This is a genomic window from Actinotignum stranguriae, from assembly GCF_051265215.1.
GTDB classification, from domain to species: domain Bacteria; phylum Actinomycetota; class Actinomycetes; order Actinomycetales; family Actinomycetaceae; genus Actinotignum; species Actinotignum schaalii_C.
Genome location: NZ_JBOZCJ010000017.1, coordinates 20,637 through 40,658, shown reverse-complemented (window position 1 = coordinate 40,658; position 20,022 = coordinate 20,637). Strand labels below are relative to the sequence as shown.

Annotated in this window: 16 protein-coding genes; 7 read left to right on the top strand and 9 right to left on the bottom strand. The window is 57.4% G+C overall.

Features of this window, described 5'->3' with window-relative positions:
- Window positions 1-8: 8 nt before the first annotated feature.
- The 5 genes from ACRQEG_RS06810 to ACRQEG_RS06790 form a co-directional block, all read right to left on the bottom strand.
- Window positions 9-161, bottom strand: coding sequence for a hypothetical protein (locus ACRQEG_RS06810; RefSeq protein ID WP_154653577.1), 153 nt, complete (start codon window positions 159-161; stop codon window positions 9-11).
- A gap of 113 nt (window positions 162-274) precedes the next feature.
- A complete protein-coding gene (gene adhE / locus ACRQEG_RS06805; protein WP_016443344.1) occupies window positions 275-3,187 on the bottom strand; it encodes a bifunctional acetaldehyde-CoA/alcohol dehydrogenase in 2,913 nt (970 codons plus the stop codon).
- Between the two features lie 813 nt (window positions 3,188-4,000).
- Window positions 4,001-6,193 carry an FtsX-like permease family protein gene (locus tag ACRQEG_RS06800; RefSeq protein ID WP_320758088.1) on the bottom strand — a complete coding sequence of 731 codons (2,193 nt, stop codon included), beginning with the start codon at window positions 6,191-6,193 and terminating at the stop codon, window positions 4,001-4,003.
- A 3-nt stretch (window positions 6,194-6,196) separates the two neighbouring features.
- Window positions 6,197-6,937, bottom strand: coding sequence for an ABC transporter ATP-binding protein (locus ACRQEG_RS06795; RefSeq protein ID WP_320758087.1), 741 nt, complete (start codon window positions 6,935-6,937; stop codon window positions 6,197-6,199).
- Window positions 6,934-7,455, bottom strand: a complete 522-nt coding sequence (locus ACRQEG_RS06790; protein WP_320758086.1) for a PadR family transcriptional regulator — start codon at window positions 7,453-7,455, stop codon at window positions 6,934-6,936. Before ACRQEG_RS06790 ends, ACRQEG_RS06795 begins: the two co-directional genes overlap by 4 nt.
- Window positions 7,456-7,926: 471 nt before the next feature.
- Between ACRQEG_RS06790 and ACRQEG_RS06785 the strand changes: the two genes are divergently transcribed.
- The 4 genes from ACRQEG_RS06785 (at window position 7,927) to ACRQEG_RS06770 (ending at window position 11,373) form a co-directional block, all read left to right on the top strand.
- Window positions 7,927-9,078, top strand: coding sequence for a trans-sulfuration enzyme family protein (locus ACRQEG_RS06785; protein ID WP_320758085.1), 1,152 nt, complete (start codon window positions 7,927-7,929; stop codon window positions 9,076-9,078).
- Window positions 9,079-9,166: 88 nt separating this feature from the next.
- Window positions 9,167-9,946: a transporter substrate-binding domain-containing protein gene (locus ACRQEG_RS06780; protein ID WP_320758084.1), complete on the top strand. Its 780-nt coding sequence runs from the start codon at window positions 9,167-9,169 to the stop codon at window positions 9,944-9,946.
- Window positions 9,947-9,965: 19 nt separating this feature from the next.
- The gene (locus tag ACRQEG_RS06775; protein ID WP_320758083.1) at window positions 9,966-10,634 is read left to right on the top strand and encodes an amino acid ABC transporter permease; all 669 of its coding nucleotides are present in this window, start codon (window positions 9,966-9,968) and stop codon (window positions 10,632-10,634) included.
- Window positions 10,627-11,373, top strand: a complete 747-nt coding sequence (locus ACRQEG_RS06770; protein ID WP_320758082.1) for an amino acid ABC transporter ATP-binding protein — start codon at window positions 10,627-10,629, stop codon at window positions 11,371-11,373. Before ACRQEG_RS06775 ends, ACRQEG_RS06770 begins: the two co-directional genes overlap by 8 nt.
- 113 nt (window positions 11,374-11,486) lie before the next feature.
- Here the strand turns inward: ACRQEG_RS06770 and ACRQEG_RS06765 are convergent, their stop codons facing one another.
- Window positions 11,487-12,395 carry a GIY-YIG nuclease family protein gene (locus ACRQEG_RS06765; protein ID WP_435733826.1) on the bottom strand — a complete coding sequence of 303 codons (909 nt, stop codon included), beginning with the start codon at window positions 12,393-12,395 and terminating at the stop codon, window positions 11,487-11,489.
- Window positions 12,396-13,517: 1,122 nt separating this feature from the next.
- Between ACRQEG_RS06765 and ACRQEG_RS06760 the strand changes: the two genes are divergently transcribed.
- Together ACRQEG_RS06760 and ACRQEG_RS06755 are read left to right on the top strand one after the other, a co-directional pair.
- Window positions 13,518-13,877, top strand: a complete 360-nt coding sequence (locus tag ACRQEG_RS06760) for a hypothetical protein (RefSeq protein ID WP_087070312.1) — start codon at window positions 13,518-13,520, stop codon at window positions 13,875-13,877.
- A 689-nt stretch (window positions 13,878-14,566) separates the two neighbouring features.
- Window positions 14,567-15,847 (top strand): ATP-binding protein, encoded by a 1,281-nt coding sequence (locus ACRQEG_RS06755; protein ID WP_087070311.1) that lies wholly within the window; start codon window positions 14,567-14,569, stop codon window positions 15,845-15,847.
- 597 nt (window positions 15,848-16,444) lie between these two features.
- On the opposite strand, the gene ACRQEG_RS06750 is transcribed toward ACRQEG_RS06755, so the two are convergent.
- The 3 genes from ACRQEG_RS06750 to ACRQEG_RS06740 form a co-directional block, all read right to left on the bottom strand.
- Window positions 16,445-17,326 carry an ABC transporter permease gene (locus ACRQEG_RS06750; RefSeq protein ID WP_087070309.1) on the bottom strand — a complete coding sequence of 294 codons (882 nt, stop codon included), beginning with the start codon at window positions 17,324-17,326 and terminating at the stop codon, window positions 16,445-16,447.
- Between the two features lies 1 nt (window position 17,327).
- The gene (locus ACRQEG_RS06745; protein ID WP_087070308.1) at window positions 17,328-18,224 is read right to left on the bottom strand and encodes an ABC transporter ATP-binding protein; all 897 of its coding nucleotides are present in this window, start codon (window positions 18,222-18,224) and stop codon (window positions 17,328-17,330) included.
- Between the two features lie 66 nt (window positions 18,225-18,290).
- Window positions 18,291-18,806, bottom strand: a complete 516-nt coding sequence (locus ACRQEG_RS06740) for a ClbS/DfsB family four-helix bundle protein (protein ID WP_087070307.1) — start codon at window positions 18,804-18,806, stop codon at window positions 18,291-18,293.
- Window positions 18,807-19,194: 388 nt separating this feature from the next.
- On the opposite strand from ACRQEG_RS06740, the gene ACRQEG_RS06735 reads away from it, so the two are divergent.
- Window positions 19,195-20,013, top strand: coding sequence for a tyrosine-type recombinase/integrase (locus ACRQEG_RS06735; RefSeq protein ID WP_180948897.1), 819 nt, complete (start codon window positions 19,195-19,197; stop codon window positions 20,011-20,013).
- Window positions 20,014-20,022: the final 9 nt, after the last annotated feature.

Genomic DNA, 20,022 nt, shown 5'->3' with positions numbered 1-20,022 from the left:
GCAGCCGCTTAGCAACCCGGCGCGTTCGATTCCACCGAGCAGGATCCGGGGCCCGAGGAACTCGGGTCGGAACTGGGGTTATCCGAAGGGGACGAGGAACACGAGGCCAGAGCCAGGGAACACAGCAGTGCACCCGCCACAGTCAGTAGTTTCTTCTTCACCTTACCCACTCTACCGATGGAAGCTCGCCGCGGGCGAGCCTTGAGGCCTAGCGCGGCGGGCGCCGGACTGCGTGTCCCCGGCGCCCGCCACCTGCCAGGCTGGCTCTGCCGGCTTAGTTCGCTGCGCCTTCAGCTGCGCCGTCGTTCTTCTTCTCCGCCTTGGCGCCCTTCGCGGAAGCCTTCGCGGAAGAACCGCCCTCGAGCTGAGTATCGACGAGTTCTTCAACGGCGGGATCATCCTGATCAGCTTCGGCGTGCTCGAGGCTGGCCTTGGCCTTGTGATCGTAGATCTCTACCTGGGCGTTTGTGGCCGATTGCGAAGCCGAAGGCCGGGTGGATTCACCCTTGCGCGTCTTCGCAGCCTTGCGGCGTGCCGCTTCACCGGTGCCGAGGTCGGCGAGCACGTCCACACCGCGCGAGGCGGTGTAGCCCACTTCGCCTTCGAAGGCGTCGATAATGAGGGTGCGCAGCTCGGAGACGAGCGGGGCCTTCGGGTTGGCCGGGGTGCACTGATCCTCCAGGGCGCGGTCGGCGAGCCAGTCAAGCTTGGGCTCGAGAGCTTCCCAGGTCACCCCGTTCGCCTTGAGGCTCATCTCAATACCGAGATCCTCGGCGAGCTTGGTGACCTCGTCGATGAGGGACTGCACGCCCTCTTCGGTGGTCGAAGCCGGGAAGCCCATGTAGCTCGCGAATTCCGCGAGGTCTTCGTCGGCGCGGTAGTGCTCGTAGGCCGGGAAGATGGAGTGCTTGTACGGCTTGGTGGCGTTGTAGCGAATAACATGCGGCAGGAAGATCGCGTTGGTGCGACCGTGCGCAATATCGAATTCACCGCCAACCTTGTGCGACAGCGAGTGGACAATGCCCAGGAACGCATTGGCGAAGGCCATACCGGCCATAGCCGAAGCGTTGTGCACTTTTTCCTTGGCTTCCATATCGCCTTCCAGCACGGACTTGCGCAGGTTAGCGAAGATGAGCTGGGCGGCGCGGATGGACAGGCCGCGGGTGTAATCGCTGGCCATCGTGGAGACATAGGATTCGATGGCGTGCGTAAGCGCGTCCATACCCGAATCGGCCGCGGTGCGGGCGGGCACCGAGTCCACGTACTGCGCGTCCACAATCGCCACGTTCGGGGTAATCGCGTAATCGGCGAAGGGGTACTTGACGTGGGTTTCGGCGTCGGTAATAACCGCGAACGGCGTACATTCCGAACCGGTACCGGACGTGGTCGGGATGGCCACGAACTGCGCCTTGCGCCCCAGCTTCGGGAAGCGGTAGGTGCGCTTGCGGATATCCATGAACTTCTGCTTCATGCCGAAGTACGAGGATTCGGGGTGTTCGTAGAAGAGCCACATGGCCTTCGCGGCGTCCATGGGAGAACCGCCGCCCAGGGCGATAATGCAATCGGGCTGGAATTCTTCCATGAGTTTCGCCCCGCGGAACACCGTGGTCGAGGAGGGGTTGGGTTCCACGTCCTGGAAAATGTTCCAGGCGACGTCGTCCCGGCGGGCCTTGAGGTGATCGATAATAACATCCACGTAGCCGTTCATAACCATGCCCGGGTCGGTGACGATAAAGACACGCGAAATCGCGGGCATCTTCTGCAGGTACTGCGTGGAGTACCGCTCGAAGTACGTCTTCGGCGGAACCTTGAACCACTGCATATTGTTACGCCTTTCCGCGATTCGCTTGATATTAATGAGGTCGACGGCGCTGACGTTATGCGAAACGGAATTCCGCCCGTAGGAGCCGCACCCGAGCGTCATGGACGGGATGAGTCCGTTGTAGACGTCGCCGATGCCGCCCAGCGCGGAAGGAGCGTTGACGATAATGCGGCAGGCCTTCATGCGCAGCCCGTATTCGCGCGCCACGTCCTTATCTTCCGTGTGGATAACCGCGGTATGGCCCAAGCCACCGAAACGCAGCAGCTTTTCGGCCACGTCGAAACCTTCGGCATCGCTTTCCACGGTGGTGTAGCCGAGTACCGGGCACAGCTTCTCACGCGAGAAGGGTTCTTCGGGGCCGAGGTCCTCAAGCTCGACGAGGAGGATCTTCGTTCCGGTAGGAACATCAATGCCCGCACCTTCGGCGATGCGGTCCGCATTCATACCCACGACGTCAGCGCTGATCGTGCCATCAGCCTTGACCATGAATTTAGCCAGGGCCTTCTTCTCTTCCGGGGTGACGATGTGGCAGCCCATGCGCTCGAATTCGGCCAGGAGCTCCTCGCGGATCGAGGCGTCGATCACGAGAGACTGTTCGGAGGCGCAGATCATGCCGTTATCGAAGGTCTTCGAGAGGATGAGGTCATTAACGGTGCGCTTAATCTTGGCGGTCTTGTGCACGTACACCGGAGCGTTACCCGGGCCCACGCCCAGGGCCGGCTTGCCGGTGGAGTAGGCGGAGGCCACCATGCCCGCTCCTCCGGTGGCCAGGGCCAGGGAGATGGAATCGTGGTTGAGCAGGGTCTTCGTGGCTTCCAAGGAAGGAGTTTCGATCCACTGGATGCAGTGCTCGGGGGCTCCGGCGGCAATCGCGGCGTCCAGCATGACCTGTGCGGCCAGCGCCGAGGACTTTTGCGCACTGGGGTGGAACGCAAAAATAATCGGATTGCGAGTCATGATGGAGATAATGCACTTGAACATTGTGGTGGACGTCGGGTTGGTTACCGGCGTCACCCCGGCAATCACGCCCACGGGCTCAGCGATTTCGATAATGCCCTTTTGCTTATCCTGACGGATAATACCCACGGTGCGGTCATACTTGATGGAATTCCAGATATATTCCGTGGCGAAAAGATTCTTGACGCACTTATCTTCGTAGAGGCCGCGGCCTGTTTCTTCAATGGCGGCCTTGGCGAGCACCATGTGCTGATCAACCCCGGCAAGGGCCATCGCATGCACAATCGCATTAATCTTTTCTTGATCGAAGGCATCGAATTCTTCAAGGGCGGATATTGCCTGCGATGCCAAGCGATCGATCATGTCACCAACGTTGGTGCGGTCACCAGTTTGCTGAGTGGTAGCCATAGTTCGCTTTCTCCCAATGGATCCGCGCCTGTGTCACCTTCGGCATATAGCGTTGCCCCACGCCACGGGATAACCGCGGTGCGGGAACGACGCTGGCTCTTGACGAACCATGCGCGTTTCCGTACGAGCCGTGATGCCGGTTGCCGGCTCCATCGTCGCTCGCGCCTTTACTTTAGCGAATGAAAGATGCTTGCGTTGTAGCGCAGCTCGCACCGGGCGCGCCGCGGGACGGATCGGGGGAAAGTCGGGACTTTCTGCCCGTTACCTGCGGTTTTGCGGGCGGGAAAAGCGCTGAAAAACCCTGAAAATTCCTCAGAAAATCGCGGTTCGCGCGCGCGGCGCGACGCGAAAAGTAAAAGTCAGACAACTTCGCGGGACTGATGTCCCCTTCTTCGCAGCCCGCAAAGTTATTTTTTTCACGACGGCGCTAGCCGGGCGCGGAGTGCTTCGGCGGATGGGATGGAGCTTCGCAGGCCTCCCCCGCACCGCTGGCGGGAGACGTTTAGGCGAGCAGGGTGAAGTTTCGCTTTTCTCAAGAGCCACACCATCCCTAGGGGCTGCTGTATATGTTTTCACACCTGTACTACGAATCTAACGCATGCGCAGTACAGCTTCACGTCATGTCTCGGCCAGAAAACACGCATCACTGCAAGGCCTGTCAGATGACGATATTCTGCATGCAGCCACCCGGCCACAGCGGGTTGAGCCACTGGATGAAGAAAATCCTCGGTACACACGTTTACTTGGGCGACTCTATATTTGCCTATAGCGCACCCTTCACCGAAGACGCACCCAGCGCGCGATTCCTGACCGCTACTCCCGGGCGTTATTAGCCGGCTCGCTCACCCGGCGCAGCGCGGGCACCAGCGCTAGAACAGCAAGCAGGGAAAGCACCAGCGCTGCCAGCAAAGCCACCAGCAGCACAGGAGAGAAAGAGGCGTCCAGGGAAACAGAACGCATCTCCATGAGCAGCCAGCCGGCCCCGAAACCGGCCGCCGTTGTGATTGTGGCGATCACCGCCAGCGGCAACACCGACTCCACCACGAGCATGGCGGCCAGCTGGCGTACCTGCATGCCGCTCAGGCGCAGGGTTAGCAAAGAGCGGCGTCGTTCCAGTAACCCCGCGTACGTCGAGACCAGCAGCGACACAATCGCCACCGCAAACGTCAGGGCAATTCCGGCGTAGACCAGGTACGTCATAGTTTCCACGGTCTTATCCACCGCCATCGCGATGCCGCACCCACCGGCGAACACAAAGACGCTACCCGGCTCGGTAAGCTGCGCATTCATGAGGACCGTGCGCACGGCCTCAATATCGCCCGGCTCGCGCAGCTCCAGCAGCACCGCGCTCGCCTCCCCGGAAATATACGCGTTGTAACTTCCCTGCACGGTTTCGGCTAACTGCGTGGCATCGGGAGCTTCGACGACGGCGCCCGGCGCATCCGCCAAATCCCAAAAGTTCACGCCCACCACGCCACTGCCCTGGCACATGAGTCCCACGGCGCGGGCCGCACTCTCGCAGGGAAGCACCACCCAGGACCGCGCGAGATAGGGCACGGTGAGGGCCCTCGCCCCCGGAACATTCGCGGGAATCGCCCGGGCCGCGGCCTCGGCCTGCTCCGGGCTGAGGTTGGCGAGCACCGCGGTGGTGCTCGGCATCTTTTCCGCCACGGTCGGCACCTGCGCGCCCAGGAAATCCACCTCGGAAACCGTGGTAATAAAGAAGGTACCGGCGAAAAGCGCGAGGATCACCCCGGAAACCGAACGGGCGATCCGCCCCGAATGCGCCCGCACGTATTTTTGGCCGATAATCATGGGCGCCCGCCGTGCCCAGCGTGCACTCAGGCCGGCCAGCGCGTAAATCAGCCAGCGTGCCGCCACCACCAGGCCGAGCATCATGATGACCAGCGCAATCAGGAAGAGATTTTGTTCGGTGCCGGTGGCGTTATCCGGCTCGCTGGTGAGATACAGGTAGCCAAAGATCGTGCAGGCCAGCGCGATACCGGCAAAACTGAGCGGAGAGGGGCGGGTGAGAGTGCGGCGGCGTCGTACCATCCCCAGGGGCGTGGCCTCAATGCGCCGCAGCCCCCACAGATTCGCTCCCACCACCATCGCAATAATCGCGAGCGCGGCGAGCGCGTAGGCTAGCGGCGTGACCGCGAGGGACTCGGCCCAATAGCGCCCGCGCGCCAGCGGAATCTCCGCAAGAAGTGGCCGCGCCACCGCGAAAAGCGCCGCACCCAGCGCGTACCCGGCCGCCGCTCCCACCAGGGCCTCGAGGATAAGAATGCCGCGCACCTGCCGCGTGGTTGCACCCACCAGGCGCAAGGTGGCGTAGCGCTGTTCACGCTGGGCACTGCCAAGCGCCGCCGAAATCGAGATAAGGGAAAGCACCGGGAAAAGCAGCACCACCAGGCCGATGAGAAGCAGAATGAAATTCGGGTCGCTTCCGCTGGCGCCGGCCGGCTCGAAGGACGCGAGGCTGCGAGCATCGGCCACCTCGCTCAAATCCGCCCCCACCACGGCGAGGAGGTCGTCCGGGCCGTTGGTCAGCTCCCGGGGCAGCGTGCCCCGATCCACGCGCCCGAAGCGGTTGGCAACCGCGGGATTCGCGCTGGTTTCCAGCAGGGTGCGGGTACCGCGCGAGAGCAGATATTCCCCGCGGCCCGGCCAGGTGATGCCGTGCAGCTGCGCCGGATTGCCTACCCCGGCCGCGTCCACATACAAGACCTCGACCTGCGCCCCACCGATCATCGCGAGGTCATCAATACCGGGGCGATACATTTTTATATGCGACGACGCCGCAGCTGCGGGTAAATCCGAAACATAGGGTGCATCGTGAACAGCTGCCTCCCAGGATTCGGCGGTGCGATCAAAAGTCGCGTGGGTGAAAGCTGCGAAGGCGAGCAGGAGGACGGTTCCGAAGGCAACCGCGCCGGTAATGAGGGCGAGGCGCACCTTGGTTCGAGTGAGGGATTGGCGTACCACGATCCAGGCCACGCGCATCGGTTACGCCTCCAGGATTCCGTCGCGGACGATGATCTCGCGGTCCGCGTAGGCGGCGATGGTCGGTTCGTGGGTGACGAGGACGACGGTCATGGCGTGTTCACGGGCCAGGTGCACCAGTCCGCTCATGACGTATTCGGAGTTGAGGGAATCGAGAGAGCCGGTGGGCTCGTCAGCGAAAAGGATGCTGGGGTGGGGGCAGAGCGCACGGGCAATGGCGATGCGCTGGGCTTCCCCGCCGGACATTTCACCTGGCAGGGCCTTTGCGTGGTCCGCCAGGCCGACGCGTTCGAGCCAGCGGTAGGCGGTGGCGTAGGCGGTGCGTTTCTTGGTGCCACCCAGGAGGAGCGGCACCGCGATATTATCCAGGGCGGTGAGCTCGGGGACGAGCTGGCTGAATTGGAAAACGAAGCCGAAATCTTCGCGGCGCAACCGGGTGCGGTCATTATCGGAAAGCGTGGTGAGTTCGCGAGGCTGGACCTCAGCATCCGCCGGGGCTGAGCCGAAGTAGGTAACCGTGCCGCTATCGGGAAGCTCAATACCGGCCAGAGCGTGGAGGAGGGTGGATTTGCCCGAGCCAGAAGGGCCCATAATGGCCAGGATTTCCCCGCGGCGAATATCCACACTGACACCGCGCAAGGCCGTGGTTTTTCCGTAGCTTTTCACGAGGTCTCGCGCGGAAAGAATGGTATCGCTCGCGCTTGGTGCGCCCGTAGCGGTGACAGTCATGGCGGTAGTGCTCATAGCTCCTCCTTGAGCTGGTCGAGGCGCGAGGAGGTCACCTGGATCCACCGCAGATCAGCCTCGATGTGGAAAATCGCGCTGTCGAGAAGGAGTTTTTCAGCCAGCGCAGCGTTCTGTTTGCGGGTGGTGAGTTCGCGCATACGCTGTTGGTGGGTGGCGCGCTGCGCTTTGAGGTAGTTGGTCGCATCGCCGGTCACGAGAAGCGAGAGAATCGTTTTAAAATAGAGGTCCTCTTGAAGTGCGAGTGCCGGGACTTCCGGGGTGGTCAGCCATTCGCGCAGGGCGTGCTCCCCGGTGGTAGTGAGAGCATAGCGGGTGCGGCTCGGGCCACCCGAACTTTCGTGATCATCCACCTGCTCCACTTTGGCATCGCGGGCCAGCCGCGCGAGGGTGGCGTAGACCTGGCCGGCCAAAATCGGCTTATCCCCTGCGAAGTAGCGGTCGTAGAGTTTTTTCAACTCGTAGCCGTAATTCGGTTCACGGGTAAGCAAACCGAGGAATGCGTACTGAACTTCCATTCCGATACCAACTATTCACTCAGTAACTAGTTCCACTAGTCACCGAGTGTATAGCCGCCGGTGCGAGGGCGCAAGAGGTGCGAGGGCGCAAGGGAGAGTTGGAGCGAAAGCAGGTGCGCCGGGCGGGTTGCGGTGATCGCCAAACGGGCACACGGCGCAGCAGGCGCGGCGTCGTCGCTATTACCGCAGCTCAACGAGTTGAAAGCCACAAACGGTTTTCCTCATTCAGTTTGCGTCTCGCGCAATTTGCCATTACCCTTTCGACCATGGCTTACAACACCGCTGCATTCGTATCCGCCTCCACGGCTATGGGTACCTGCATGTGTATGTGCATGCGAATGTGCATGTCCCGCTAAATTCAGCTAGCGCATTCTTATCACCGCATCGCCCGTAGTGGGCACAATTCCCTTATTTTTCGGATAGCAGTATCCGTCATTTCACGCACCCAAAACACCCAAAAATGGATTAACTATGCCTAAAAACCTATCTTTTGCCACCCGAGTTGTTAACGATTACTCCGCATCGCGCCCGGATGACCAGTACCGCGCGGTCATCCCGCCTATTTATTTGGCCTCCACCTTCGAGCAACCCACCGATGGTTCAGCGGGGCCGTACGGATATCAACGCAGCTCCAACCCGACCCGCGGCTCTGTGGAATCCGCGGTTGCGTACGTGGAAGGCGCCGAGCACGCGCTGGCTTTTGCCACCGGGATGGCTGCTACCGCGACGGTCTTTTCCTCTCTCACAACAGGAGATCGGGTTTTACTTACCTCATCGGTTTACGGAGGCACTTTCCTACTGGTGGACGAATTTTTCGCTCGCCGCGGCATAACCGCCGAATTCGTCGATGATTTCAACGAGTTGACGGAGATTCCCGAGGATACCGCGATGGTATTTCTGGAATCGCCCACCAATCCCACGCTGCGGGTGACCGATATTTCTCATGTCGCGTCGTTAGCTAAAAAAGTTAATGCCAAGGTTGTTGTTGATAACACCTTCTCTACCGCATACCTGCAAAAGCCCTTGGATCTGGGCGCAGATGCCGTTGTTTACTCGGGAACGAAATATTTTGGCGGGCATTCGGACGTTTTAGCGGGATTCATATTAACGAACGACGACGCCTGGTACGCCAGCCTGAAAATCGCCTCCAAAGCGCTAGGCAATCCCCTCTCCCCCTTCGATTCTTATTCGATTCTGCGCGGGTTGAAAACGCTTGTTATCAGGCTCGACCGGCAGCAAGAAAACGCCGCAATCCTGCGGGACTACCTCGAACATCACCCAGCAGTTTCGCGGGTATTGGCTCCCGGCTGGTATTCCGCGAAAGAAAAGGAAATTCACGCGCGGCAATCGAAGGGCGACGGCGCGCTCTTCGCCTTCGAGCTCGCTGAAGGTATCGACTTCCATGCCTTCGCGAAGAATCTGAAGCTTATGCGCTTCGCGGTTTCCCTGGGCTCCGTGGAAACTCTCATCTGCCACCCGGCAAGCATGATCCACGAGAATCTGAGCTCGGAAGAACGCGAAAAGGCAGGTATCTCTGATCGCCTGCTGCGCTTATCCGTTGGCATCGAGGACGTTCACGATCTCAAGGCCGACCTAGAAAACGCCCTATCACATATCAACTAAGGAAACTATCAATTACCCGAACTATTGATTACTCCACCCTTCTGTAAGGGAACCATAATCACCCCAACCATCAAGTAAGGGAACCACAATGAAGAAAATATTTAAGGTGCTGGCTGCCGGCCTTGCCGCTGTGACCGTCTTGAGCGGTTGCGGAGCCGAAAAAGATTCGCTCGCCCAGATCAAAGAAACTGGAAAAATCAAAGTAGGTATCGAAGGCACGTTCGTGCCTTACGGCTACCATGATAAGACAGGCAAGCTGGTGGGCTTTGAAGTGGAGATCGCCAAGCTCATAGCCCAAGACCTTGGCGTTGAACCCGAATTCGTTGAGACAAAATGGGATTCCCTCATCGCCGGCCTTGACACCGGTAAGTATGACATCGTCATCAATAACATTAACCCGACCGAAGAACGCCGGAAGAAATATGATTTCACCGCACCCTACGCTATTTCTCGTTCCGAGATTCTGGTGAAAAAGGGCGCCGGCATTACCAAACTAGAAGACCTGAAAGGCAAGAAGTGCGCCCAGACGCCGTCTTCTGACTACGGCCAAACTGCCGCCGCAGCTGGCGCCGAGATCGTTCCCACCCAAGGTTTTTCGGAATCAACCCAGCTGGTCATTAACGGCCAGGCAGACTGCACAGTTAACGACGTTGTGACGGTTTCTGACTTCCTGAAGAAGACCACCGCTACCAATCTGGACGGCATCAAAGTTCCCGGCGGCGATCCGGTACAGATTTCGGTCATGCTGGCCAAGGGCGCTGATCCCCTCAAGGAAAAGCTGAACGAATCTATTGCGAAGGGCCTCAGCAATGGCTCCTACGCACAGATTTTCGAGAAGTACATCGGCGAAGATATTTCGCCTAACTAAGCCCACATAAAGGTACGTCATGAATACAATCACGCTATGGCTCGAGTCTTTTCCGCAACTCTTAGCGGCCACGTTAAAAGTTACGATTCCGCTTTCCCTCATTTCTTTCGCGATAGCGCTCGTGCTGGGCATCGTTACCGCCCAGCTGCGGCTATCTAAGAGCCGGATAGCTCGGGCCATAGCGTGGTTCTACGTGTGGATTTTCCGCGGCACCCCGCTTCTCGTACAGCTATTTATTGTCTTTTTCGGGCTGCCCAAGGTAGGCATCACGCTATCGGCCTGGCTGGCCGCGATCATCACCTTCTCGCTCAACACCGGCGCGTATATCTCCGAGGGAATCCGCGGAGCACAGCTCTCCATCCCGTCCGGCCAATGGGAGGCCGCCGCCACTTTGCGGCTGACACATTGGCAAACACTGCGGCACATCATTGGCCCGCAGATCTGGCGAATCGCACTGCCCTCTATCAGCAACGAATTCGTGAACCTGGTGAAATCAACCTCGTTAGCCTCCGTCATCACTATTTCCGACGTTTTCCAGATCGGCCAGCAGATCACCGCGCGCGTCTATGAACCCTTGATACTTTACGTTGAAGTCGCGGCGATTTACCTCGCAATCTGCACGCTGCTGTCATGGCTGCAGGCATACCTGGAAAAGACAACCTCTAAGTACGTGGTGAAAAATGATTGAGATAAAAGACCTAACTAAAACCTTCGGCAGTGATACCCACGCCTTAGCAGGCGTGACCGCGAGCTTTTCACCCGGCAAGACCACCGTGATCGTGGGCCCATCCGGCTCCGGTAAATCCACGCTGCTACGCACTCTGAACCTGCTGGAGGTCCCAAATTCCGGGCACATCAGGGTTGAGGATTTCTCACTGACCTTCCCCACCCAGGTAACACGCGCAGATAAGGAAAAAATTCGTTCGCACTCTGCCATGGTCTTCCAGGGTTTTCATCTATTCCCGCACCTGACTGTCCGCGAGAACGTTGAACTCGCCCCGCGGCTGCACGGAAAAGACCAGAAAGCCGCGCGCGCTGACGGCGAGTTATTACTTGAGCGGGTTGGCCTCAGCGCGAAAACAGATGCTTATCCTGCCGAGCTTTCTGGCGGCCAGGCCCAGCGGGCAGCAATCGCCCGAGCGCTAGCGATGCGCCCGAAGTATCTTCTATGCGATGAGCCTACCTCCGCGCTGGACCCGGAGCTCGCCGCCGAGGTTTCCAAGGTTCTATCTGAACTGGCCAGCCAGGGGCAGGGCCTCATCGTGGTGAGCCACGATATGAATTTCACCAGACGCGTGGCAGACCAGGTGGTTTTCTTGGACGCGGGCCACATCCAGTACGAGGGCGCCCCGGAAGATTTCTTCACCTCGAAGAACGAGCGCATCGTGAAATTCCTATCGGTGTACGACCCGTCAGAGAATTTGTAGGAGCACGGCGCGCGACTTGCGGCACCGGGCGGGTTGCGGTGATAGCCAAGCGGGCACGCGGCGCGGCAGGCGCGGCGTCGTCGTACTACTATGGCGCGCACCCGCGCGCGTCCCTAGGCGTTATCCGCTTCCCATTCACCAAACGTGCGGCCGTCATCCGCGAGCCATTCGCGCCGGCCGTTCGAGGAGCGCCCCAGGATCACCGAGGCCGCGGTGGAAGGCGAGCCGAAAGCAATATCGCGGGTGAGAACCGCGGTGCCGTCGGAAAGTTTTATGGAACCATCGTCGACGAGCTTGTGATGCAGCGCGGCGTAGTTGGTGTAGGAACGCAGCGTCGATTCGGAGGCGCCGCGCAAGTGCCATTCGGCGACGACGCGCGAACCTTTGAGAACGAAATATTCGCCATCCACCAGCTGCATCGTGGCATCCACCCCTTTATTGGCCTGGCGGAGGTGGAATAGCGCGGACGTGGACGCGGGCGTTTCGGGAGCGGGAGCAGCGGGAATCGTGGAACGCGAACGCAGCACATTCACGCCGAGAATCGGGAGAATGACCTTGACGTTATCCAGGAATGATTCCGCCGAGGCCTGCTGCCCCTCCGAAAGCTTGCGCAGCCGCGGGACCTGCTTGTTATCGGGCATGGAGCAGCGCTCGGCGGCCTGCGCGATATCCACGAGGCGCGACTCGAGGTAGCCCCAATGCCCTTCGTTGAAAGATTTTTGCATGCTGCCGATAATGACGACCCGGTTCCACTGCGGTTTGCGCTGGTCGTGGGTGCGCAGGCGCTCGCTGAAATTTTCAGTTTTGCCGATGTAGCACCAAGTGTTGTCGATGGCGTCCGGATCCGTGCCGAGGAGGAGGTAGACGCCGTTGCCGTGGGCGTCCTCGCGGCGCAGCAGTTCCGATAACTGGTCGCGGCGTGCGGATACGACGACGCCCGTCCAGTCGGCGATGCTTGCCGTCATGATCCCGCCGGGCGTGCCATCCACCAAGAACAGCTCAATCGCTTTGCCGCGTGCCATGCCACCAGTGCCTTTCCGGGGTTCCATCTGGGGATTTCCTAGACGTAACTGCGTTCGGCGCCTAGGTTCCCCCGATGTGCCAATGCTCCTCTCAGATTCTATGTGAAAGTGCAGCAGCCGCGACTGGGCACGACTATCGCCACGCAATTAGTCACGCAACTAATAACGCAGCCTTCGCAAGCTTATGCTTCCCGCGCTGATGAGGACGCCAGCGAGAACCGCAAGGGGCAGGGTAACTGCACCGGTATGGGCCAAGCTCGTGCTGGGGCCACTGGTGTTGCGCGGGTGATTCCGGGTGGGCGAGGCCGTTGGGTCTGTTGAGTCTGTTGGGGTAGCACTCGGGGCTGTAGCCGTTGGCGAATCGGTTGGTGTCGCGGTTACCGGAACGGTCGGCGTAACAGTTGGTATTGCGCTTGGACGCTCGGACGGTGTTACCGTCGGCGCGGAGGTCTGCGTCGGCGGGGCAGGTGTGACCGTCGGGCAGCTCGGGGTAGGAGTTGGCACAGGCTTGCGCGGTGTTGGTTCTACCGTCGGCCGTGGTTCCGGGGACTCCGTTTCATTCGGATCAGGTGTTTCCGTCTTGTCTGGATCAGGCGTTTCACCACCCGCGGGTGTAAAACTACCTGGCGACGGCGGCACTTCCGGAGCTGGCAATGTCGGCGTAAGACTCGGTGAGGGAATTAGTAGAGGCGGGGGCGCAGTGCCCACACCCGGCGTTGGGACCGGATCGGGAGTGGGTTCCTCTTCTTCATCATCCTTGGGTTCGGAAGGCTCGGGTTTGTCAACAGGTTCCGGAGGGCACATTTCATTGGCACTCAGCACCTTCGAGGCGATCACGTCTTCCGTATCTTGAGTCCGCGCAACTAACGATACTTTAGTTCCCGCAGTCAAGTTATCGGCTAGGAGGTTGGTGTCGAGATCCTCAAAGGTTGTCGATTCGCCGAAGTAGTTATCGTCAATTTTGAGCCGGTACGTAGGGACACGGTTTTCTACGGTTGGAGCGGTAAGTCCAATCTGTCGCCATTCGCCCCAGCGCGTCTCGCGCGCGAAGTACGTTATCGTGACCGGCTGGGCAGCTTCGGCATCGCTCGTTAGGTCAAGTTCACCGTCACAATTAAAGTAATGTGGTATGCCCAGAGAAACTTTGGGATTGCCCTCCTCATCTCTGACGGCTGGTTTCGGGGACCACTGACAGTTATAGGTGTCGTTGACGCGCAACTTCAGAAAGGGTGCCACGAAGCTAGGCTTGCCATGCTCACCCGCAAGAGTGACCTTAACGGAGAGCTTGAGACGGTACTTCCTATTCGTTTCCGCAACACTAAGCCTGGTTGCACCATTATCGCAATGCGACGCGATACTGAATTGCGCAGTTTTATCAATGAACCCCGTGCCATTTTCCAGCTGTTCATCAATCCCCACGCCGAGGGCCGCTGGAGTGGACACACTCAAAGAGAGGAAGGCGACGGCAACTCCCGCGAGTGATCGGAGCCAGGCATTCGTCATTCATTCACCCCAATTCCAGGACAAATAATGGTTCATTCATATCTCCGGTATTGTTCCGCGCCTCGCAGTGGGTGGCAGTATGGAACTCGTGAGACTTCCACACATCCGACGAGCAGTGACGACACGGACATAACACCTAAATCGTTTTACATGTTAACACGCAAACATACTTAGTTTTGGGACTAAATATAGTGATGTAAGGGCGATATATTTCCAATATGTTTATATTTGAGTCGTACCCAATCTCTTGACTATTCGGCACGTCACTATAGCATTGCAATTGGCTTAGAACGCTCTCCCACCTGGGCAAACGCACCCATTCGCCAACACTCCTAGCAAGCCCCGCGATTCGCTGCCACATAGTAAAAAGCGGCAAATATTTCGATGTGACGAATTTACCACCGGCGATGAGAACCCAAGAATAATGCGGCCTAATGAAACTGAATGAAAACTGTAGGCATGGTCGGAAGCGTCAGTAAGGAGTCTGATAGGCACCTTGGAGTGCACACCATGTGGCAGCTTCCAGAGGCTATCTAAGCGGCATAAGTGACGTATGCGGCGGTCCAACTTGCACAACAGAAATGGGCCAACTTGCACAATAAAAACGGTCCAACTTGCACAACGGACGTGTTAACATGTGATAACGATAGTGAAAGGAGGGTATCCACATGGGCGATTCTTCAACCCTTCCAGCCTATTTACCTCGGGTAGCCGACAGCCTGCTGGCGCGAAAACTCAAAGTAGCTGGAGCTGTACATATTCAAGGCCCGAAGTGGTGCGGCAAAACGGCTACCGCACAACAGGCAGCAGCGAGCGCTATCTACTTGCAAGATCCGGATCGTTCCGCTGATTACCTTCAGCTCGCTTTCTCAAAACCCTCTCTCCTTCTGGAAGGTGAACGCCCGCGCCTGATTGATGAATGGCAGATGGCTCCGCAGCTCTGGGATGCGGTGCGCTACGCCATCGATAGGGAGCATGGCCGCGGCAGATTTATTTTGACGGGTTCGTCGACGCCGCGCCAATCTGAGATGCCAAGCCACTCGGGCGTTGGCAGATTCGCGCGGATCACTATGCGCACCATGTCCCTGTGGGAAACTCAGGAATCAAGTGGCGCAGTTTCCCTTACCGAGCTTTTTGATGGCCAGCACGATATTGGTGCTTTAGTCAATTTCGATATTGAGCGAATTGCTTTCGCAATTTGCCGGGGTGGTTGGCCCGAAGCCGTCACCGAAAAAGATGAGGGCACCGCCCTCGATATGGCGAAGGAGTATATCCAGCTTCTCTTGGATACCGATATTGCGCAGATCGACGGAATTAACAGAAACCGCACCTGGGCGCAGGCAATTTTGCGTTCCTACGCCCGTAATATTTCTTCTCAGGCGACGCTTGCTACCATCGCGCAGGATATGCAGGGAGAACCGCCCGCGCGCAATACCGTTTCTGATTATGTGGATGCTTTGAACAGAGCCTTTGTATTCGAAGATTTGCCCGCATGGAATCCGCGCCTGCGCTCGAAAACGGCAGTCCGCACCAGTCCTACGCGCCATTTCTGCGATCCATCGTTGGCCGCCGTTATGCTCAACGCCACCCCGAAGCGACTTTTGAACGATTGGGAAACTTTCGGGCTTCTTTTTGAATCGCTGTGCGTGCATGATCTGCGGGTTTATGTTGATGCCTTGGGCGGCCAGGTCTACCACTATCGCGATAAAACAGGTTTAGAAGCCGATGCCGTCCTGGTCTTAGATGATGGGCGCTGGGCCTTGGTCGAAGTGAAATTGGGAGAACAATCAATCGACCAAGCCGCTGACCATCTCAAGAAGCTCGCACAACGGATCAATACCTCCCACGAGGGTGAACCCGCATTCTTGCTTGTGGCCACCGGCACTCAAGTGGCTTATCAACGTGACGACGGCGTGCTGGTCGCGCCCTCGGCGGCGCTCAAGCCCTAATTGGAACTTGCCCTCGCTCAGCGTTGAGACACAGCGGTAGAGTTCGCAACGATACGGAGGTGAGATGTGAACGAGCGTAACTGCGGGCATCGGTCGTCATCCCCACCGAGAATCACGCCCCTCGTCAAGTGTTTAGCGCTCATAGGTTGTTCTCAGCTCGTTGCCGTCGGGTTGTTTTACTGCGTAGCGGAAACGAATGCGGCTACTGCTTCTTTTGCATCAGTGTTGGAAATGAGCTTCCTGACGATATTGGCCAGCTTCTTCCTCAGGAACGGTGTCATCACTGCTCTGGTAGTAGCTTGCATGTTACTCATGCTCATATCTCTCGCCCTCATTGGAGTACTTGTGCGTAAGCCCGGAATGTCCCTCTTCGCTACGCTGTCCAGCATCACTCTAGGCTTGTTGCTATATTTCCCAACCGCAGGTGGCGCACTGTTTCCACACGCACTTGAGATGTCGCCAATATCTTTTGGGCTACTTCTGCTTTTCGGGGTTCCTCTCGCAGTGGTCATCTGCGGGCGGCTGATTCATAAACAATGCTCACACACAAACCATTAGACATTCTCTCGGCGCCGGCTCGGGAGTAGGAGTTGATTGCTAGGCTACGTCCCTTCTGCACAGAAGAGAGATACCCACAGACGCACAAACCAGCAGCCAGCAAATTATGAAAATGAAAGCGACTAAGCCTGAATGCAGCGTGTTAACCCCGGGCGAAGATAGGAGGCTAAGCAATTCAGTTCTGTCCAACGCTGCCGGAAGTGAACCAATATTCCCAGTCAAGGTAAACCCGTGCAAGACTTTGAAGAAGCCAGAAGAGCCGGACAACATTCCAATGCCAAGCGTTTCAATGCCGAAGGTCCAGCCAAGGCCGAGCATCACAGCACCCAATATCGACCTGGTCAGATACCCGAATAGAGACCCCAAGACTGCATATGAGAAGAGCCCGAGAGCCGTGGCGCCAAGACCCAACATCGTTCCGCCGAAATCAAAGTCGAACCCCGCACCTTGAATAGCGGTGAAAATAGTGGAGCAAATAGCCGCTGCAATAAAAGAACACAAGGCCATAATCAAGGAGACGACCGCCATGGTGACCAATCGGCTGACTCCAAGCCACCAGCGTTTGGGGATTCTTACCAAAAGGACACCCAAGGTCCTTGACTCGTAGTCACTGCAGACCAGGATGGCTCCCACTGTGACGCCAACCGGGATGGCATAAAGAGGGACAGAAGCTGTAACGTATTCACCCAGCACCGACAACTCGAGGCCTGCCCGTAGAGCTTCAGCAGCTTCGGGCCCGATTGCATCGGTCGCAGTGTGGTAGACGATGTACGGAATTACATAAGCAAAAATCACGATCTGGAGAACCCAGATGAGCACAGCTATCCGAATCGCCGGCCTAAGGGTCGCCGCTTTCACATCTGTGCGAACGATCTGCCATAAATCTGTTGACGAGCTTTTCTGGACACTAACAGTACTCATTTCACTGCTCTTTCTGAGTCATCGACAGATAGGCGGCCTCTAGGGAGTCTCGTCTTTTGACGGACCTGACCTCGATATCCTCCTTGACTAGGACCTTGACCAGATCGGATGCATTCACATCCTCCGGCAGATAGGCAAGGAGGCTTGACCCCTCGGCCTTGACCTTGACGCCCATGGCCTCCAATAGCCGTGCAGCCTTAGCTGGGTCTCCCACTTGCAGCTCTAATGGAGCCTTACCGTTGAACTGTTGACGAAGCTGCTCTGGTGTACCGTTAGCCACAAGTTTGCCAGATTCCAGGACGGTGACAGTGTCGCAAACTTGCTCAATTTCTCCTAGCAGATGGCTGGAAAGCAAGATTGTGGTTCCGGACTCCCGAAGGGCCCTCATCAAATCTCTCGTTTCCGCAATCGCCTGCGGGTCCAGGCCATTGACCGGCTCATCAAGAATTAGCAACTCGGGCTTGCCTAGAAGGGCAATGGCTATTCCGAGGCGCTGCTTCATGCCGAGAGAGTATCCTGAGGCCTTATCTTCAGCTCGATTGGCCAATCCAACAAGATCGAGGATACGCTCACATTCAGCAGTGTCCACACCGAAATATCCGGCGAATAGGGCCAAATTTTGCCTTCCACTAAGGTGCTTATAGAAGGCAGGCATTTCAATCAACCCACCCACCTTGTGGGCCATCTGCCCGGCAGGCCGTCCGAATACATTAACGGTGCCGGATGTGGGTCGAATCAGATTAAATAGGCACTTCATCAACGTAGTTTTACCGGCCCCATTCCTACCCACTAGCCCATGAATGGCACCCTTTTCTACAGAGAAATTGAGGCCATCAAGCGCCACCATTCCTGTCCGGTAGGTCTTACTCAGACCATGACAGTCAACAACCTTTTCCATTGGCTCTCCTATAGCTTCGAACCAGTTTGTCTTCAGGAGCGGTACCGAAATCACTGTACTTATCAGCTAGCAGGTAACCAGTTTTTTCCACTTGCGAATCTTGGTTCGGAAGGTGGTAAACGGGGCGACCGTGTTGATATGCACCCACTTCCACACCGGCCACGCCGATGGCGTGGAAGATGCCCACGCCCGCTGCCCAGACTCAAACAACTCCGCTTCAGTCAGGCCACCCACCATCTTGACCACTTCACCAAGCAAGTTCCCGAACTGGTCAATCAACTCTTCAGCAGGTTCTTGTTCCCAACGCTGGTAGAACGACTCATACAAGCCACCCAGCTGGTTCCACTTAAAACCAGGGGCCGGAGTCACCACATCTTTGCCCGCTTGCTCGTCACGTTCCCAGCTGAGCAATAGTTCTATCCAGCCCACCTGGTAGGCGATCATCTGCCGGGGCGTGCGATCAACACCATCAACCAGCCGATCCCAGCCATCATCGGGCACGTCTGCGAACTCGCCGAGAAATAGACTGCCGCGTTTAGCGATCTCTACCTGCAGCTCAGTGCCAGATTCATATGATCTCACCGCACACCTCCTTGCGAAGCAGCGTTAGTTTCATGCTCCGCTAGAGCATTAAACCATGAACCTATGCCCGATTACGAGAAATACGACACCCGCTAACGCGGACTTATTAAATCCGACGTGGAAGTTGGAGCCACCTGAGAGAATCGAACTCTCGACCTATTCATTACAGGTTCCATGCCTTTGCCGGGGCGCTTGAAAACAGCTCAGCACTACGCTTAGTTTTTTTACTCTTCTGCTGGCAAGTCCGGCAACTACGGCGAGTGTCCCCATGCCGGCATTGCCAGCAAGTCCGGGAATTTTGCATCGACACATAGCACGATCAAATACGAGCTTCGTTACATCATCGATAATTCAATACAGCCTTACCGGGGCAGTTACAAATATCCTCATGGAAAAAGACAATCCACGTAACGAACACGTCCTCGATCAGTGGCGTCTGGCGATGGCCGCCCAGTCACTTTCCCAAACAACGATTACTGAGAGAATCCGGGTCGTCGGTGCGCTAAGCAGAGACACCTCTGTAACTGCGCTTGAGATGAAATCCGAGGACATCGTCTCCTGGCTAGCCCAGCGCCCGAGCGCTTCCACTAAGTGGAGCTACTACACCCATTTGAATGCCTTCTATCGCTGGGCATTACGAATGGCTCTCATCAATAAGAATCCCCTTGACGTAATCCCTGCGCCCAAAAAACCGAAGAGCGCACCCCGCCCCATCCCGACCGAACTGATAACCACAGTACTCTCCTCAAACCTCCATATCCGCACGCGCGCGATGATCGTTCTCGCCTATTACGAGGGTCTCAGAACGCATGAAATCGCTAAAATCCGCGGAGCTGACTACGACCCACTAACCACCCAACTAACCATCCTCGGAAAAGGAGGAAAAATGGCTTTCATAGCCGCGCACCCCAAAGTGCAGGAAATTGCAAAACAAATGCCTCAACACGGCTTCTGGTTCCCCGCATACGTGAAAGCCGGGCACATAAGCCCTAAATCGGTAGGATACACGATAAAAACGACGTTCAAGCGCCACGGAATCACGATGACGGCTCACCAGTTACGGCATTCCTTCGGAACCGATCTCGTTGCCAAAGGCGTTAATCTTCGGGTAGTTCAAACACTCATGCGCCACGAGAGTATCCAATCCACAGCCATCTACACCCAGGTAACAAACGCTCAGCAACAACTTGCAATCGAAAACCTATAGAAGGAAATC

Excerpts from the sequence above, each read along its gene's own strand:
- ACRQEG_RS06750 (WP_087070309.1), bottom strand. The coding sequence starts at position 17,326 with ATGAGTACTGTTAGTGTCCAGAAAAGCTCGTCAACAGATTTATGGCAG.
- ACRQEG_RS06735 (WP_180948897.1), top strand. The coding sequence starts at position 19,195 with ATGGAAAAAGACAATCCACGTAACGAACACGTCCTCGATCAGTGGCGT.
- ACRQEG_RS06790 (WP_320758086.1), bottom strand. The coding sequence starts at position 7,455 with ATGGAAGTTCAGTACGCATTCCTCGGTTTGCTTACCCGTGAACCGAAT.
- ACRQEG_RS06765 (WP_435733826.1), bottom strand. The coding sequence starts at position 12,395 with ATGGCACGCGGCAAAGCGATTGAGCTGTTCTTGGTGGATGGCACGCCC.
- ACRQEG_RS06770 (WP_320758082.1), top strand. The coding sequence starts at position 10,627 with ATGATTGAGATAAAAGACCTAACTAAAACCTTCGGCAGTGATACCCAC.
- ACRQEG_RS06760 (WP_087070312.1), top strand. The coding sequence starts at position 13,518 with ATGTGGTATGCCCAGAGAAACTTTGGGATTGCCCTCCTCATCTCTGAC.
- ACRQEG_RS06795 (WP_320758087.1), bottom strand. The coding sequence starts at position 6,937 with ATGAGCACTACCGCCATGACTGTCACCGCTACGGGCGCACCAAGCGCG.
- ACRQEG_RS06745 (WP_087070308.1), bottom strand. The coding sequence starts at position 18,224 with ATGGAAAAGGTTGTTGACTGTCATGGTCTGAGTAAGACCTACCGGACA.
- ACRQEG_RS06755 (WP_087070311.1), top strand. The coding sequence starts at position 14,567 with ATGGGCGATTCTTCAACCCTTCCAGCCTATTTACCTCGGGTAGCCGAC.
- adhE (WP_016443344.1), bottom strand. The coding sequence starts at position 3,187 with ATGGCTACCACTCAGCAAACTGGTGACCGCACCAACGTTGGTGACATG.
- ACRQEG_RS06800 (WP_320758088.1), bottom strand. The coding sequence starts at position 6,193 with ATGCGCGTGGCCTGGATCGTGGTACGCCAATCCCTCACTCGAACCAAG.
- ACRQEG_RS06785 (WP_320758085.1), top strand. The coding sequence starts at position 7,927 with ATGCCTAAAAACCTATCTTTTGCCACCCGAGTTGTTAACGATTACTCC.
- ACRQEG_RS06775 (WP_320758083.1), top strand. The coding sequence starts at position 9,966 with ATGAATACAATCACGCTATGGCTCGAGTCTTTTCCGCAACTCTTAGCG.
- ACRQEG_RS06780 (WP_320758084.1), top strand. The coding sequence starts at position 9,167 with ATGAAGAAAATATTTAAGGTGCTGGCTGCCGGCCTTGCCGCTGTGACC.